Source organism: Xanthomonas sp. 4461, from assembly GCF_024806475.1.
Taxonomy (GTDB): domain Bacteria; phylum Pseudomonadota; class Gammaproteobacteria; order Xanthomonadales; family Xanthomonadaceae; genus Xanthomonas; species Xanthomonas arboricola_F.
This window is the reverse complement of sequence record NZ_JANTYV010000001.1, coordinates 862,057-877,676: the sequence shown is the minus strand read 5'-3', so window position 1 is coordinate 877,676 and position 15,620 is coordinate 862,057. Positions and strand designations below refer to the sequence as shown.

General features: G+C 67.5%; 12 protein-coding genes. 9 read left to right on the top strand and 3 right to left on the bottom strand.

Annotated elements, in window-relative coordinates:
• Nucleotides 1–202 precede the first annotated feature (202 nt).
• Nucleotides 203–2,308: a glycosyltransferase gene (locus tag FHY19_RS03580; protein WP_259152206.1), complete on the bottom strand. Its 2,106-nt coding sequence runs from the start codon at nt 2,306–2,308 to the stop codon at nt 203–205.
• Nucleotides 2,309–2,546: 238 nt separating this feature from the next.
• On the opposite strand from FHY19_RS03580, the gene mrcB reads away from it, so the two are divergent.
• The 5 genes from mrcB (at nt 2,547) to FHY19_RS03555 (ending at nt 9,780) form a co-directional block, all read left to right on the top strand.
• Complete coding sequence (gene mrcB, locus FHY19_RS03575) at nt 2,547–4,991, top strand: penicillin-binding protein 1B (protein ID WP_259152204.1); 2,445 nt, start codon at nt 2,547–2,549, stop codon at nt 4,989–4,991.
• A 13-nt stretch (nt 4,992–5,004) separates the two neighbouring features.
• The gene (locus tag FHY19_RS03570; RefSeq protein WP_259161712.1) at nt 5,005–5,529 is read left to right on the top strand and encodes a hypothetical protein; all 525 of its coding nucleotides are present in this window, start codon (nt 5,005–5,007) and stop codon (nt 5,527–5,529) included.
• Nucleotides 5,530–6,105: 576 nt separating this feature from the next.
• Entirely contained in the window at nt 6,106–8,115 is a 2,010-nt protein-coding gene (locus FHY19_RS03565; RefSeq protein WP_259161710.1) for an ATP-dependent DNA helicase, read from the top strand.
• A 31-nt stretch (nt 8,116–8,146) separates the two neighbouring features.
• Nucleotides 8,147–8,866: a tRNA (adenosine(37)-N6)-threonylcarbamoyltransferase complex dimerization subunit type 1 TsaB gene (tsaB, locus tag FHY19_RS03560; protein ID WP_259161708.1), complete on the top strand. Its 720-nt coding sequence runs from the start codon at nt 8,147–8,149 to the stop codon at nt 8,864–8,866.
• A complete protein-coding gene (locus tag FHY19_RS03555) occupies nt 8,863–9,780 on the top strand; it encodes an ADP-ribosylglycohydrolase family protein (protein ID WP_259161704.1) in 918 nt (305 codons plus the stop codon). Before tsaB ends, FHY19_RS03555 begins: the two co-directional genes overlap by 4 nt.
• 316 nt (nt 9,781–10,096) lie before the next feature.
• Here the strand turns inward: FHY19_RS03555 and FHY19_RS03550 are convergent, their stop codons facing one another.
• Both FHY19_RS03550 and gshB read right to left on the bottom strand, forming a co-directional pair.
• On the bottom strand, nt 10,097–10,972 hold the full coding sequence (locus FHY19_RS03550) for an energy transducer TonB (protein WP_259161698.1): 876 nt from the start codon (nt 10,970–10,972) through the stop codon (nt 10,097–10,099).
• Nucleotides 10,969–11,919, bottom strand: a complete 951-nt coding sequence (gene gshB / locus FHY19_RS03545) for a glutathione synthase (protein ID WP_259152193.1) — start codon at nt 11,917–11,919, stop codon at nt 10,969–10,971. Before gshB ends, FHY19_RS03550 begins: the two co-directional genes overlap by 4 nt.
• 237 nt (nt 11,920–12,156) lie before the next feature.
• On the opposite strand from gshB, the gene pilG reads away from it, so the two are divergent.
• The 4 genes from pilG to FHY19_RS03525 are packed head-to-tail and all read left to right on the top strand — an operon-like array spanning nt 12,157 to nt 15,544.
• Complete coding sequence (gene pilG, locus FHY19_RS03540) at nt 12,157–12,558, top strand: twitching motility response regulator PilG (protein WP_005913706.1); 402 nt, start codon at nt 12,157–12,159, stop codon at nt 12,556–12,558.
• Between the two features lie 17 nt (nt 12,559–12,575).
• Nucleotides 12,576–12,938 carry a response regulator gene (locus FHY19_RS03535; protein ID WP_006450735.1) on the top strand — a complete coding sequence of 121 codons (363 nt, stop codon included), beginning with the start codon at nt 12,576–12,578 and terminating at the stop codon, nt 12,936–12,938.
• Nucleotides 12,938–13,468 (top strand): chemotaxis protein CheW, encoded by a 531-nt coding sequence (locus FHY19_RS03530; RefSeq protein WP_005988637.1) that lies wholly within the window; start codon nt 12,938–12,940, stop codon nt 13,466–13,468. Before FHY19_RS03535 ends, FHY19_RS03530 begins: the two co-directional genes overlap by 1 nt.
• A 39-nt stretch (nt 13,469–13,507) precedes the next feature.
• Complete coding sequence (locus FHY19_RS03525; RefSeq protein WP_259152028.1) at nt 13,508–15,544, top strand: methyl-accepting chemotaxis protein; 2,037 nt, start codon at nt 13,508–13,510, stop codon at nt 15,542–15,544.
• Nucleotides 15,545–15,620 lie beyond the last annotated feature (76 nt).

Genomic DNA, 15,620 nt, shown 5'->3' with positions numbered 1-15,620 from the left:
GAGAAGGTGCCCGAAGGGCGGATGAGGGGGGGGCGCTCGAAACATCGCGATCCATATCTGCCTTCGTCGTCGCGATGGGCCAATCCCGTCACCCATCAAGCGCTGCGCGCGCCCGCATCAGGGCAGCCCGCAATCCTCCGCGCAGCACGACCAATGCATCCGCCCGATCCGCAACGGGCCAGTCACTCACCCGCGGCGCCGTTCACCCCGCGATAAACAGCTCGCGGACCGTTGCGCGCGCTGCATCCAGCGAGAAGTGTTCGGCCACGTTGCGCAGGCCGTTATCGGCCAGCTTCTGCCATTGCGCCGCGTCCTGGTACAGCCGCACGATGGCATTGGCAAAAGCATCGGCCTCATCGGCCACGCAGACATCCTCGCCATCGCGCAGATGCATGCCTTCCACCGCGCAGGTGGTGCCGACCACCGGTTGACCATGCGCCATGCTCAGGTTGATCTTGCCCTTGACCCCGGCACCGAAGCGCAGTGGGGCGACCGCAATGCGGGCGCTGTCCATGAACGGCACCAGATCCGGCACATGGCCGTGCAGGCGCACGCCGGGGCATTCTTCCGCGAGCAGCTTTAGCGCTTCCGGAAGATCCGCACCGATGCAGTGAAACTCCACAGTGGGCAGGTGCGCGCGCACCTGCGGAAAGATCGCGCTGATGAACCATTGCACCGCATCTGCGTTCGGCGGATGCCGGAAGCCGCCCACGAACACCAGGTCGCGGCGTTGTTCGAAGCTGTGGCCGCTGCCGGCGACCTCGTGCAGGTTGGAGAGCAGGGCGGTGCGGATCTGCGGCGCATCCGCGTGCAATTGCGCCTGTTCGGCGGCAGACACCAGCACGGTGACGTCGGTGGCCGCCATGATCTCCAGCTCGCGGACCCGGGTACGTTCGGCGCTGCGCAGCAGATTGGCGTCGCCGGCGAGCTCGGCGCCGCGGCGCTCGCGCAGGTAGTGCAGGTCGACGGTGTCGAACAGTGTGCGTGCCTGCGGCGCGTACTGTTTCAACAGCGGCAGGCAGGCGTGGGCAACGTGATGGCGTACCAGCAGCACCACTGCAAAGCGCGCGCCGTGCGTGCGCAACCAGCTGCCGATGCCGTCCAGGAACGGCGCGTACCAGACCTCCACGCCCAGCTGCTGCAGTGCCTGGGTATGGCGCCCGGCATGTTCGCGCCGGGTCGGCACGAACACCACATGCGCGCCTTCTTCGCGCAGCAGCCGGATCAGATTGAACTGCCGCAGCGATCCGGAATCGCGATCCGGCTGCGGCACGCATTCGTCCAGGATCAGCACCTGGCGTTGCGCGCGATGCAGGTGCGCCGGGCCGGGCACCGTGCCGACCGGCAACTGCGTCGCCAGCGCCTGCTGCCATTTCTCCGCAAAAACCGCCTGATTGCGCACCTGATAGGCCTTCACCCCGGTACGCGTGTCGGTGCCGTCGCTGGTGCCTTCGTCATGTACCACCACGCTGGCCGGTTGCACCAGGACCTGACGCCCGGCAGCGCGCACTGCGAAGGCCAGGTCGGCAGCATTCCAGCCCGATGAAGGGTCGCAGCCGTCGAGGCCGCCCAGGGTCGTCAGCAACAGCGCTCGCGGCAGCGCAATCGCCGCACCGGAGCAGTAGTCCATCGCGCGGACATAGGCATAGCGCGGGTCGTCGGCCGACTCGAAGCGGCCGTAGCTCCAGGCGCTGCCGTCGCCGAAGACCACACCGCCAGACTCTTGCAGGCGCCCGTCCGGGTACACCAACTGCGCGCCGACCAGGCCGGCGTCCGGATACGCGGCAAACGTGTCGATCAGCCGATCCAGCCAGCCGGGCTGCGGAATGGTGTCGTTGTTGAGCAGCACCACGTACTCGCCGCGTGCCAGCGCGATCCCGTCGTTGCAGGCAGCGATGAAGCCGCCGTTGCTGGCGCGCAGGTGGTACCGCAGGCCGGCGATCTGCGGCAGCTGCACGGCGGTGGCATCGCTGCTGCCGTCGTCCACCACGACGATCTCCACCTCCCGCTGCGGCGGATGTGCAGCCAGCGCACGCAGGCAGGCCAGGGTATGGGCGATGTGATCATAGACCGCGATCACCACCGTCACGCGCGGCGCGGCGCTGTGCGGCACGGCAAATGCGGCAAACGGCGTGGCGTCGGGCAGCCACAACGGTGTGCCGAGCGCGACCGGGGGGGGCTGCGTGTGCACCCGAATGCGCTGCCAGGTCGCACGCCATCCGCGTGTGCGCATGCTGGCCACGCTGCGGTGGATCAGGCCGAGCACGCGATTGAACAGATAGCGCGCATCGGCCAGTGACATCGACATTGCGTTGAAACTCCAGCGGAGAGACCGGTGAGCGTAGCGGGCAGGTGGTGCGATGGCACAGCCGGCCGACAACCTCTGCCAGTGTAACGAGAGGGCACTGGCCGCGCCGAGCACAGGCTCCGCTGGCGCGGAGGCGGGCGTTGGCGTTTGTTAGCCGCGCTTAAGTCGGCGGGGCCAGCGCGGCGCAACCACGACAGCGCTGCGCTAGACTCGCCGGACTCTACATTTTCGCATCCCCGTGCCCCGACGCTACGACCACGACGATTCCGACGACTTTCAGGACGACTCCAACGCGCAAGGCTCCCGCTGGCAACGCAGGCTGATTGTCTGGGGCTTTGCCGCGATCGCGCTGGCGCTCGGTTTCCTGATCCCCTACACGGTGTATCTGAACAAGCAGGTCAGCCAGCGCTTCGGCGAGCTGCGTTGGCAGATCCCGACCCGTGTGTACGGGCGCCCGCTGGTGCTGGTGCCCGGCAATGCGCTGGATGCGGCCACGCTCAAGACCGAACTCGATGCGGCGTCCTACCGCGACGACGGCCAGGCCAAGCTGGCGGGCACCTATCGGCAGGAAGGCAGCCGCTTCACCATCGCCAGCCGCGGCTACAACGACGTGGACGGGCGCGTGCCTGCGCGGCGCATCGAGGTGAGCCTGTCCGGCGGGCGCGTGGCCAGCCTGCGCGATGCCGGCGATCGCAAGGCGCTCAAGAGCGCGCGGCTGGACCCGGCGCGCATCGCCACGCTGTATGGACAAAAGCAGGAAGAGCGCCGCCTGGTGCGCATGGAAGAAGTGCCCGAGCTGCTGGTGACCGGCTTGCAGGCGGTGGAAGACCGCGACTTCAACAGCCACCACGGCATCGATCTGAGCGGCATGGTACGGGCGGCCTGGATCATGCTGCGCTCCGGCGGCCAGGTCCGTCAGGGCGCCAGCACCCTGACCCAGCAGCTGGCGCGCAGCGGTCTGCTCGGCATCGGCAAGGAGCAGACGGTCACGCGTAAATTCAACGAGATTCTGTACGCGGTGATCATGGAGGCGCGCTACGACAAGCGCACCATCCTGGAGGCCTACCTCAACCAGGTCTATCTGGGCCAGCGCGGCGGGCAGGCCATCCACGGCGTGTCGTCAGGTGCGGAGCTGTGGTTCGGCCGCGAGCTCACCTCGATGACCACCGAGCAGATCGCGCTGCTGATCGGGCTGGTCAAGGGGCCGTCGTATTACGACCCGCGGCGCAATCCGGAGCGCGCGCTGGACCGGCGCAACTTCGTGCTGGGCAAGCTGCACGAGAACCAGCTGATCGACGATGCCGAGTACAAGCGCGCGCTGGCTGCGCCGCTGGGCGTGCCCACCGAACCGGGCCTGGTCGCGGCCAACCGCTTCCCGGCCTATGTGGACCTGGTGCGCCGGCAGCTGGCGCACGACTATCCCGAAGGCGTGCTGCAGGGCGCCGGCATGAGCGTGCTCACCGGCATGTCGCCGTCCGCCCAGGCCTATGCCGAAGGCGCGGTGACCGGCACCATCAAGCGGCTGGACAACAAGAAACGTCCGCCGCTGCAGGCCGGCCTGGTGGTGACCGATGTGCACAACGGCGATGTGCTGGCAGTGGTCGGCAGCCGCGATGTGGCCAAGCCCGGCTTCAATCGTGCGGTGGAGGCGCAGCGGCAGGTGGGCTCGTTGCTCAAGCCGTTCGTCTATCTGCTGGCGCTGGCTTCGCCGGACCGCTGGGCCTTGTCCAGTTGGGTCGACGATTCCCCGGTGACGGTGCAGCTCAGCCGGGGCAAGACCTGGTCGCCGGGCAATTCCGACAACCGCAGTCACGGCACGGTGCGGCTGGTCGATGCACTGGCGCATTCGTATAACCAGGCCACGGTGCGGGTGGGCATGCAGGTCGGCGCCGATCGCGTAGCGCAATTGATCCAGGTGCTGGCCGGCATCAAGGCCGACCCGAACCCCTCGCTGATCCTAGGCGCGACCGATCAGAGCCCGTACGGCATGGCGCAGCTGTACCAGTTCCTTGCGGCCGGTGGCGAGATCCAGCCGCTGCATGCGGTGCGTGGCGTGCTCGATCCGCAAGGCAAGTTGCTCAAGCGCTACGACAAGACGCCGGCACCGGCGCAGGAAGGCGATTCGGTGGCGGCCAACCTGATCAGCGTCGCCCTGCAGCAGGTGGTCAGCGGCGGTACCGCGCGGCAGCTGCTGGGCGATGGCCTGGGGCGCCTGTCGCCTGCGGGCAAGACCGGAACCTCAAACGATGGCCGCGACAGCTGGTATGCCGGCTATACCGGCGACCATCTGGCGGTGATCTGGATGGGGAACGACCAGAACGCCGAGACCGGCCTGTACGGCGCCACCGGCGCGATGCGGGTGTGGTCGAGCATCTTCGCGCGCCTGCCCAGCGCGCCGTTGAAAGTGAACGGCAAGGGCCTGGACTGGCAATGGGTGGACGCGGCCGGCACGGGCGTTACCGATGCCGGCTGCCCGGGCGCGCGGCAGTTCCCGTTCGTGGTCGGCTTCACGCCTGCCTATGCGTCGTGCGCCGGCAATGCGCCCTCCATCGAAGGCGTGCCCGACGATGGGTCCGCACCTGCCGAGCAATCCAGCGGCGGCGGCTGGCGGCGTTTCTTCGGATTGGAAAAGAAGCCGGAAGAACCCGCACCGGCGCCCGCGTCGGCGCCCCCTGCACATTGACTGGAGTGACCCCATGATCCGATTGCATCGCCTTGTTGCCCTGATCGGCGTGCTCGCCGCAGTCACTGCCTGCGTCAGTGCGCCGCCCGCGCCGCCGCCGACGCCGGTGGACCCGACCACGCCGACACAACGGCTGTTGCTGATCGAGCGCGAAGCCGGCGTGGACGACACCGAGCTGTCGGTGCAGCCGTTGCGCGACCCGCAGGTGGACGACCTGCGCGAGAGCGCCAAGGCCAAGCGCCAGGCCGGCGACCTGCCCGGTGCAGCGGCGGCGCTGGATCAGGCGCTGAAGCTGGTGTCCGGTGACCCGGCAATCTTGCAGGAGCGTGCCGAAGTGGCCGTGCTGCAGGCCGATTGGCCGGCGGCCGAACGCTTTTCCAACCAGGCAGTGGAGCTGGGTTCCAAGACCGGCCCGCTGTGCCGTCGTCATTGGGCCACCATCGAGCAATCGCGGCTGGCGCGTGGCGAAAAGGAAAATGCCGCCTCGGCCAAGGCGCAAATCGCCGGTTGCACCGTGCCGGGCGTAAAACGCTACTGAGTGCGTGCGCTACCGGTTGCGCTGCAGGCAGCGTGACCGGCCCGGCCGGCTGCGCCATGCGGGAGTGGGATGTGTGGCTGCATCCTGCGGTGCGCGGACAGGTCGACTCGATCGGGGCGCCCACCGCCGCGTCGCAGCGGACCTGAAGTCTTCGAGTGTGATGCGTTGATTGCCACGCGCATGGCATGGCCCATCCGCCTCGTCGTCTGCAAGTCGCCGATGCATGCCGGCCCAACCGCCGGGTGAGGAGTGTGCAATGCCGGTCGGGATGCACACCCTGTGCGTGGAATGGGGTGGGCGGTGTAGCGACGACCACGCAACAGCGCCTAGGACACACCGATGACGCAATGGTCACTGCGCAACTACTGCATCGAAAGCCTGTGGAATGTCGAGGGCCATCCTCGTCAGGCGCGGATGGCGCGGCGCAGTCACAAGGTCGCCACATCGCCGGCCACGTGCGCCGCAGCCGCCTTGCCGCGATGACGTGTTTACCGGCTGCTGCAGGCCCGATCCAGGCAGCATCCCCGCGCACGCGCTAGGCTGTCGTGCTTCATCTTCCGCATTCTCCTTGGTCTCATGTCCCAACTAGCCACTGCCAGCATCGAGGCGCTCAGCGAGGGCGGGGCGCTTGCGCGTCAGCTCGATGCATTTGCGCCGCGCGATGCGCAGTTGCGCCTGACCGGCGCCATCGCCGAGGCGTTCGAGCAGCGCGAGGTGCTGCTGGCCGAGGCCGGCACCGGTACCGGAAAAACGTACGCATATCTGGTGCCGGCATTGCTGTCCGGCCTCAAGACCATCGTCTCCACCGGCACACGCGCGCTGCAGGATCAGCTGTTCCACCGCGACCTGCCGCGCGTGCGCGCCGCGTTGGGCATCGGGCTGCGCAGCGCGCTGCTGAAAGGCCGCGCCAATTACCTGTGCAAGTACCGCACCCAGCAGGCGCGCGGCGAGCCGCGCCTGGCCACGCCCGAGCAGGTGTCGCAATTCCAGCGCATCGTGGCCTGGAGCGGGCGTACCCAGTACGGCGACATGGCCGAGATGGACGCCTTGCCGGACGATTCGCCGCTGCTGCCGATGGTGACCTCCACCGTGGACAACTGCCTGGGCACCGAGTGCCCGTTCTACGGCGAATGCTTTGTGGTGCAGGCGCGCCAGCGTGCGCAGGCCGCCGATCTGGTCGTGGTCAATCACCATCTGCTGCTGGCCGATCTGGCGCTCAAACAGGAAGGCTTCGGCGAGATCCTTCCGGGCGCGCAGGCATTTGTCATCGACGAAGCGCACCAGCTGCCGGAGCTGGCGGCCAATTTCTTCGGCGAAAGCTTCGGCATGCGCCCGTGGCAGGAGCTGGCGCGCGATTGCATGGTCGAAGCGCGTCTGGTCGCCGGCGCGCAGGCCAGTCTGCAGGAGCCGATCCTGGCCCTGGACGAAGCCTTGCGTGGCTTGCGTGCCGGCATGGAAGGCCTGCCGCCGCGCGGCACGCAATGGCGTGCACTGGCCAAACCGCAGGTGCGCGAAGGGTTCGATGCGGTGCTGTCGGCATTGGCGCGATTGGGCGAATCGCTGCTGCCGTTGCGCGAGGCCTCGCCGGGATTCGATGGCTGCACGGCGCGCGCGCAGGAAGCGTTGAACCGGTTGTCGCGCTGGCTGGGCGAGGACGTAGCGGTGGCGGATTTTGCGCAGGATCCGCCGGAACAAACCGTCGACAACGATGTGCTCTGGTATGAGCTGAGCCCGCGAGGATTCCGTTGCCAGCGCACGCCGCTGGACGTGTCCGGGCCGCTGCGCGAGCATCGCGAAAAATCGCAGGCGGCCTGGGTGTTCACCTCGGCCACGCTGGCGGTGGGTGGCGAGTTCGACCACATCGCGCTGCGGTTGGGCTTGAACGACCCGGTGACCTTGCTGCAACCCAGTCCCTTCGACTGGGGACGTCAGGCGTTGTGCTACCTGCCGCCGAACCTGCCCGATCCGGCCGCGCGCGGTTTCGGTACGGCCTTGATCGCGGCACTGACCCCGGTGCTGGAAGCTTCCAATGGCCGCGCGTTCCTGCTGTTCGCTTCGCACCGTGCGCTGCGCGAGGCGGCCGAAGCGCTGCGTGGCGCGCCGTGGCCGCTGTTCGTGCAGGGCGAAGCGCCGCGCGCGACGTTGCTGCAGCGCTTTCGCGATTCCGGCAACGGCGTGCTGCTGGGATCGGCCAGTTTCCGCGAAGGCGTGGACGTGGTCGGCGATGCCTTGAGCGTGGTGGTGATCGACAAGTTGCCGTTTGCCGCGCCCGACGACCCGGTGTTCGAAGCGCGCCTGGACGCGATCCGCCGCGAGGGCGGCAACCCGTTCCGCGACGAGCAATTGCCGCAAGCGGTCATCGCGCTCAAGCAGGGCGTGGGCCGGCTGATCCGCAGCGAGACCGACCGCGGCGTGCTGGTGCTGTGCGACCCGCGATTGGTGAACAAGAGCTACGGCCGCACCTTCATGAAATCGCTGCCGCCGTTTGCGCGCACGCGCGAGATCGACGAAGTGCGGGCGTTTTTTGGCGCCACCGCGCCGCTGGGCGACAATGGCGTCCCGGCGTTGCCGTTCGGCGACGGCTGATCTTCCTCCTTCTTGCTGCCACGGCCCTGCCATGAACGTTCTCGCATTCGAAACCTCTACCGAAGCCTGCTCGGTCGCGCTGCACGTGGGCGGGTGCGTCATCGAGCGTTTCGAACTGGCGCCGCGTCGTCACGCGGAACTGGCATTGCCGTGGGCCGAGCAGCTGCTGGCCGAGGCGGGCATCACGCGGCGCCAGCTCGATGCGATTGCGGTCGGCCGCGGGCCCGGTGCGTTTACCGGCGTGCGCCTGGCCATCGGTATCGCGCAAGGCATTGCGCTAGGCCTGGATCGGCCGGTGCTGGCGGTCTCCACGCTGCAGGTACTGGCATTGCGCGCGCCTGCCGAGGCCACGCATGTGCTGGCCTGCATCGATGCGCGCATGGGCGAGGTGTATGCCGGCGTCTTTGTGCGTCACGACGATGGTGTATTGGAACTGACGCCGGAAGTGGTGTGCACGCCCGACACCTTGATCGTGCCGGACACCGCGCACCGTTTCGCCGGAGTGGGCACCGGCTTCGCTGCCGCCGATGGTCTGCTGCAGCGGCGTTTTGCAACGCAGCTGAGTGGCATCGATGCCAGCGCCTTGCCGCACGCCGCCGACCTGCTCACGCTGGCATTGCCGGCGTTGCAGCGTGGCGAAGGCGTGGCGCCGGAGCGTGTGGAACCGGCGTATCTGCGCGATAACGTCGCACTGACCTTGGTCGAGCAGCAGGCCGCACGGGCAGCGAAGGCGGGCGCAGCCGCGCCATGACGCACGGCGATCGCGAACGCGCGCGATTTCGCGGCTGTCTGCTGGGCCTGGCGGTCGGCGATGCGCTTGGCACCACGCTGGAATTCTGCGCGCCGGGCAGCTTTACCCCGATCGACGACATGCGCGGAGGCGGCCCGTTCGCGCTGCGTGCCGGGCAATGGACCGACGACACCTCGATGGCCTTGTGCCTGGCGCACAGCCTGCTGCATCGGAACGGATTCGATGCCGCCGATCAGATGAATCGCTATTGCAACTGGTACCAGCACGGCTACCTCAGCAGCACCGGCAGCTGTTTCGATATCGGCAGCACCGTGCGGCAGGCGCTGGAGCGCTATCTCGATGGCGGTCCGGCCTTCAGCGGCAGCGAGGACCCGCGCGCGGCCGGTAACGGCTCATTGATGCGGCTGGCGCCGGTGGCGATGTATTACGCGTATCGCCCGGCTGAGTTGGGCGCGCGTGCTGCGGACAGTTCGCGTACCACGCATGCCGCCGCCGAAGCGTTGGACGCCTGCCGGCTGTTCGCGCTGCAGCTGCATGCCGCGTTGCTGGGTGGCGAGCGTGGCGCAGTGCTGCAGACGCAGTGCAACGAGTTAGTCACGCCGACAGTGCGCGTACTGGCCGTACGCAACCACGCGGCGGTGCCCGCGGCGCAGATCCGCGGCACCGGCTATGTGGTCGATTCGCTGTCGGCCGCGCTGTGGTGTTTCGCCACCACCGAGACATTCGCCGATGCGGTGCTGCGTGCAGCCAATCTGGGCGACGATGCCGACACCACCGCCGCCATCTGCGGCCAGCTGGCGGGGGCGTTCTACGGCGTCGACGGCATTCCGGCCGCCTGGCGCGAGCGGGTGCAGGACGCGGCCGAGATCATGGCATTGGCCGATCGGCTGCATGCCGCCGCATCGATGGCCTGAGGTCCGGGCCGCGGCGGACCGTGCCGCTCCATCTGCCGCACGCGGCAGGTAATGCAGGTGTCCACGCCGTCGAGCACATTTCCAGGTGCGGCAGTCGAGCGCACGCCGGCGTTGCCGGCCTGCTGCAGGTCGGACGCCGCGCCGCCGTTCCAGCCGGTGAGCAGGGGCGCACGCTCGGCATCCACGCTCATGCAGGCTGCCTCACCCACGGTTCGAGGACTACGCGCCGCTGATCCTGCGTTGCAGACTTCTACCGGGTCAGGACCGCGCCTGGTCGTGGCACGGTGCATCGCGCAGAGCGCGCGCCTGGGCGGTCTCAGCGATCGTCGTGCAGCTCGCCGCCGGGCAGGAACAGCCAGGTGCGGGTGACTTCCAGAATGTCCACGTCGTCCTTGGTCCTGGGCAGGGGCGGGAACGGCTGAGCCAGTTGCACCACGCGCAACGCGGCATCGTCCAGCGCCGGCACGCCGCTGGAGATCAGCACGCGGCTGCTTTCCACGCTACCGTCGCGGCGCACGCCCACGCTGATGACGACCTTGCCGCCCAGCCGGCGCCGCCGCGCTTCGTCCGGATAATTCAGATTGCCCACGCGCTCGGCGCGATCCACCCACGCGCGCAGATAGTTGGCGTACACATATTCGCGGGTGCTGGCCGAGACGAACTTGCGGTTGGGGCGCTTGGCGTACTGCTCCGAGCGCAGATGCACCTCGGCGGCGAGCCGGGCCATTTCCGCGTCGCGCTGCACGCGTTGTGCATCGGCCGGGGTGAGCGGGTCGGTCTGCGGATTGGGTTGCGGCGTGGGCATCGTCTGCTCGCCGCGACGGCTGCTGACCACACGGGTCTGGGTCGGCTCCGGTGCCTGCACGCTGATGGCGCGCTGCGCCTGTGGCGCGAGCCCGGTACGGTCCTGCGGTACCACGCCGGGCTGGCTGTCGCGCGGGCGCTGGGCGGTGTCGTGGTCGCCGCCGCCCTGCTGGTTGGCCTGGGCCAGGAAGTCGGCCTGTTTCGGCGTCAACGGCGTGCTGGTCTGGCTGAAGATCACGTCCAGTGTCGGCACCAGCGGCGCATCCTCGCTGACCGTGAAACCCACCCCCAGGATCAGCGCGGCGTGCAGCAACAGCGAGATCACCAGCATCGCGCTCAGGCGCTGGCGGTCGTCCATCGCTGCAGGCTGCGCCGCGGCCTTGCTCATTGCGCGGTGCCGGCCTCGATCGCGTCGAACAGCAGCCCGGCGATGTTCAGGCCGAACTGCGCATCCAGCTCGCGCACGCAGGTGGGGCTGGTGACGTTGACCTCGGTCAGGTAATCGCCGATCACGTCCAGACCGACGAAGCGCATGCCGCGCCGGCGCATTTCCGGGCCGACCTGCGCGGCGATCCAGCGGTCGCGCTCGGACAGGGGGCGGCCTTCGCCACGCCCGCCGGCGGCCAGGTTGCCGCGGAATTCGTCGCCCTGCGGAATCCGCGCCAGGCAGTAGTCCACCGGCTCGCCGTCCACCAGCAGGATGCGCTTGTCGCCGGCGGTGATGTCCGGGATGAAGCGCTGCGCCAGGGTCAGCTTGCGGTTGCCGTCGGTGAGCGTTTCCAGGATCACGTTGAGGTTGGGGTCGCCGGTGCCGCTGCGGAAGATCGAGCGCCCGCCCATGCCGTCCAGCGGCTTCAGCACGGCCTGGCCGTGTTCCAGCACGAACGCCTTCAGCGTCGCCGCATCGCGGCTCACCAGCGTCGGCGGGCAGCATTGCGGAAACAGCAACGCCGCCAGCTTCTCGTTGTAGTCGCGCAGGCCCTGCGGGTCGTTGACGATCTGTGCGCCGGCGCGCTGGGCCACGCTCAGCACCTGGGTGTCGTAGACGAACTCGGCGTCCACCGGTGGGTCCTTGCGCATCAGCACCACCTGGCCGGGGCCGAATTCCAGTTCGGCGAACTCGCCCAGCGTGAACCAGCTTGTCTTGTCTTCGCGCACGCTCAGGGGGGCGACCTGCGCCACGGCGCGTCCCTCGCGCAGGCTGAGCCCGCCGGGGCGCACATAGTGCAAGCGGTGGCCACGACGCTGGGCTTCCAGCAGCATGGCGAAGGTAGTGTCTTTGGCGATCTTGATGGAGGCGATGGGATCCATCACCACAACGACGTCGAGCGACATGGGGCTAAACCTTTCGAACAAGCTGCCGATGGTAACTTCAAGCGGTGGGCGATGGCGTGCCCGGCAGCTCGCAGATGCGCGACTTGCCGGTCCGGAGGCACCTGGCCGCGGTCGGAACGTCCGCCTGGCGGGGCCCCGGCAATGCGCCCTTGACAGTCGATGCGGGTCTTGGGATATACATGCAGTTTCGTAGCGACGTCGGAAGGGATGAAGCGTTGCGCGTCCGGGGATATTTGCATGAGTGAAAACATTGCTGCGGGTGGGGAACTCGCAGGACTGAAGGTGATGGTCATCGACGATTCGAAAACCATTCGCCGCACCGCCGAAACGCTGCTGAAGCGGGAAGGTTGTGAAGTAGTGACAGCGACCGATGGTTTCGAGGCACTGGCCAAGATTGCGGACCAGCAACCTCAGATCATTTTTGTCGACATCATGATGCCGCGCCTGGATGGGTACCAGACGTGCGCGTTGATCAAGGGCAACCAGCTCTTCAAGTCGACGCCGGTGATCATGTTGTCGTCCAAGGATGGCCTGTTCGACAAGGCGCGTGGCCGCATCGTCGGCTCCGAGCAATATCTGACCAAGCCATTCACCCGTGAAGAACTACTGAGCGCGATCCGCACGTACGTCCACGCCTGACCAGGGGGAAAGGCAACATGGCTCGAATTATATTGATCGAGGACTCGCCCACCGATCGGGCAGTCTTCAGTCAATGGCTGGAAAAAGCTGGCCATACGGTCGTCGCCACCGACAACGCCGAAGCGGGACTTGAGCTGATTCGCAGCCAGGCGCCCGATCTGGTGCTGATGGACGTGGTGCTGCCAGGTATGAGCGGCTTCCAGGCAACGCGTGCACTCGCACGCGACCAGGCCACCAAGGACATCCCCGTGCTGCTGGTCAGCACCAAGGGGATGGAAACCGACAAGGCATGGGGTTTGCGACAAGGTGCCAGCGACTACATCGTCAAGCCGCCGCGCGAAGACGATCTGATCGCTCGCATCAAACAACTGGTGCGTTGATGCGCTCTCCATTCGACATTCTCGAAGACTACGAGCGTCGTAGTCTTGCGCACGCCACGCCGCTGCCGGAACGCCAGTTCTCGGCCGATATCTGGCGTGGCGTCGGCTATCGCGTCGGGACCCGGCGGCTGGTGTCGGATTTCCGAGAAGTGGCGGAAATCGTGCCGATGCCACCGGTGACGCCGGTGCCCGGCGGGCAGCCCTGGTTGCTGGGGGTGGGCAACCTGCGCGGCAACCTGTTTCCGGTGATCGACCTGAAGCAGTTCCTGGAGGGCCGTCGCACGGTGCTGCAGGAAGGCCAGCGGGTGCTGATCATGCGTCAGAGCGGCGGCGACGTCGCGCTGACCATCGATGAGCTGTATGGCCAGCGCAGCTTCGAACAGTCCCAGGCGGTCGAACCCGGCGAGCTGGCGCAAGGCCGCTACGCCCACTTCATCGATCGTGCCTTCCGCAACGAGACGCAGGACTGGGGTGTGTTCTCCCTGGCGTTGCTGTCGCGCACTCCTGAATTCCGGCAGGCCGCGGCCTAAGCCGCGACCCCGCCACGTCATACAGATCGAGGTCGAACCATGAGTACCGCCCCGGACGCCCGCAAGACCAACAAGCTCGGCAGCGTCAGCACCAGCTTCTGGCTTGGCTTGCTGGTGTTGTCGATGATCGTGTTTGGCGCCAACACCGGCGTCGCGACCTGGCAGGGCAGTCGTCTTGCCGGTGCCGGCACCGGCGCGGCCGACTTGCAGGTGCTCTCGCAGCAGCTGGCCAACCAGGGCCGCGAAGCGGTCTCCGGCGATCCCAAGGCGTTCGCCGCGTTCAAGGAGACCAAGGGTCGCATCGACAGCACGGTGAGCGAACTGGATGGCCGCTACGGCCAGGAAGGCTCGGTCGCCAGTTCGATGGCCCAGCTCAAGGCGACCTGGGTGCCGCTCAGCAAGAACGCCGACCAGATCATCGCCAGCGAACCGGCGGTGCTCGGTCTGGCCGGCAACGCCGAACGCTTCACCGGCAGCGTGCCGCAGCTGCAGGCGCAGTTGAACGAGGTGGTGCGCGCGATGACGGTCAGCGGCGCACCTGCCTCGCAGATCTACAACACGCTGCAGCAGGTGGTGGTCGCCGGCACCATGGCGCGCCGGGTCACCGAAATGCGCGCCGGTGGCGCCAATGCCGCTGCCTCGGGCGACGCGCTGGCGCGCGACTCGGTGGTGTTCACGCAGATGCTGGAAGGCCTGCGCGCAGGTAACGAAGAACTGGGCATCGCCGCGGTGCGCAACCCGGCCGCCTTGTCGGCACTGGAGCAGTCGCAGGCGCAGTGGACGACGATGAAGAAGGACATCGACGCCATCCTCGCCAGCTCGCGCAACCTGTTCGCCGCGCAGTCCTCGGCCGCCGCCTTGACCGCCGGCTCCAACAAGATGCTCGACGACAGCAAGAAGCTGTTCGATGCGTTCTCTGCGTTCGGTTCGGTACGCGATACGCGCCTGTTTCCGAACTTCTGGCTGGGTGTGGTTTCCGGCCTGATCGCATTGCTGGCCATTGTCGGCTTCGTGTGGAGCTCGGTGCGCGTACGGACCCGCGAGCAGGACGTGCGTTACCAGGCGCAGGTGGAATTCAACAGCCGCAACCAGCAGGCGATCATGCGGTTGCTGGACGAAATCAGCTCGCTGGGTGAAGGCGATCTGACCGTCAAGGCGTCGGTCACCGAAGACATGACCGGCGCCATCGCGGACGCCATCAACTACGCCGTGGACGAGCTGCGTCACCTGGTGACCACCATCAACGACACCTCGGCCAAGGTGGCCGTGTCGACCCAGGAAACCCAGGCCACGGCGATGCAGCTCGCCGACGCCGCCGGCCAGCAGGCCAATCAGATCACCACCGCGTCCGAGCGCATCAGCGAAATCGCTGCCAGCATCGAACAGGTCTCGCGCAACTCCACCGAGTCGGCCGAAGTGGCGCAGCGCTCGGTGGTCATCGCCGCCGAAGGTGCCGGTGTGGTGCGCGAGACGATTCAGGGCATGGACCAGATTCGCGACCAGATCCAGGAAACCTCCAAGCGCATCAAGCGCCTGGGCGAATCGACCCAGGAAATCGGCTCGATCGTGGAACTGATCAACGACATTTCCGAGCAGACCAACATCCTGGCGCTCAATGCCGCGGTGCAGGCGGCCTCGGCGGGCGAGGCCGGTCGCGGTTTCGCCGTGGTGGCCGACGAAGTGCAGCGCCTGGCCGAACGTACCTCCGGTGCGACGCGACGGATCGAAGGCCTGGTGCAGACGATTCAGGCCGATACCAACGAGGCGGTCAGCTCGATGGAGCAGACCACCTCCGAAGTGGTGTCCGGTGCGCGCCTGGCCGAAGACGCCGGCACCGCGCTGACCGAAATCGAGCGCGTGTCCAACGCACTGAACAACCTCATCAAGAACATCTCCATCGCCGCACACCAGCAGTCGGCTGCGGCGACGGACATCACACAGACCATGGGCGTGATCCGTCAGATCACCAGCCAGACATCGCAGGGTGCGGAACAGACGGCCGAGTCGATCGGCAACCTGGCTCAGCTCGCTGCCGATCTGCGCCGTTCGGTCGCCGACTTCAAGCTGCCGGCGTGACCACGACGCGGAACGGGAAAGGATCAGCAGATGGCGCGTAGTCGCATTACGTCGATGCAGGAAGTGACCGGTGACC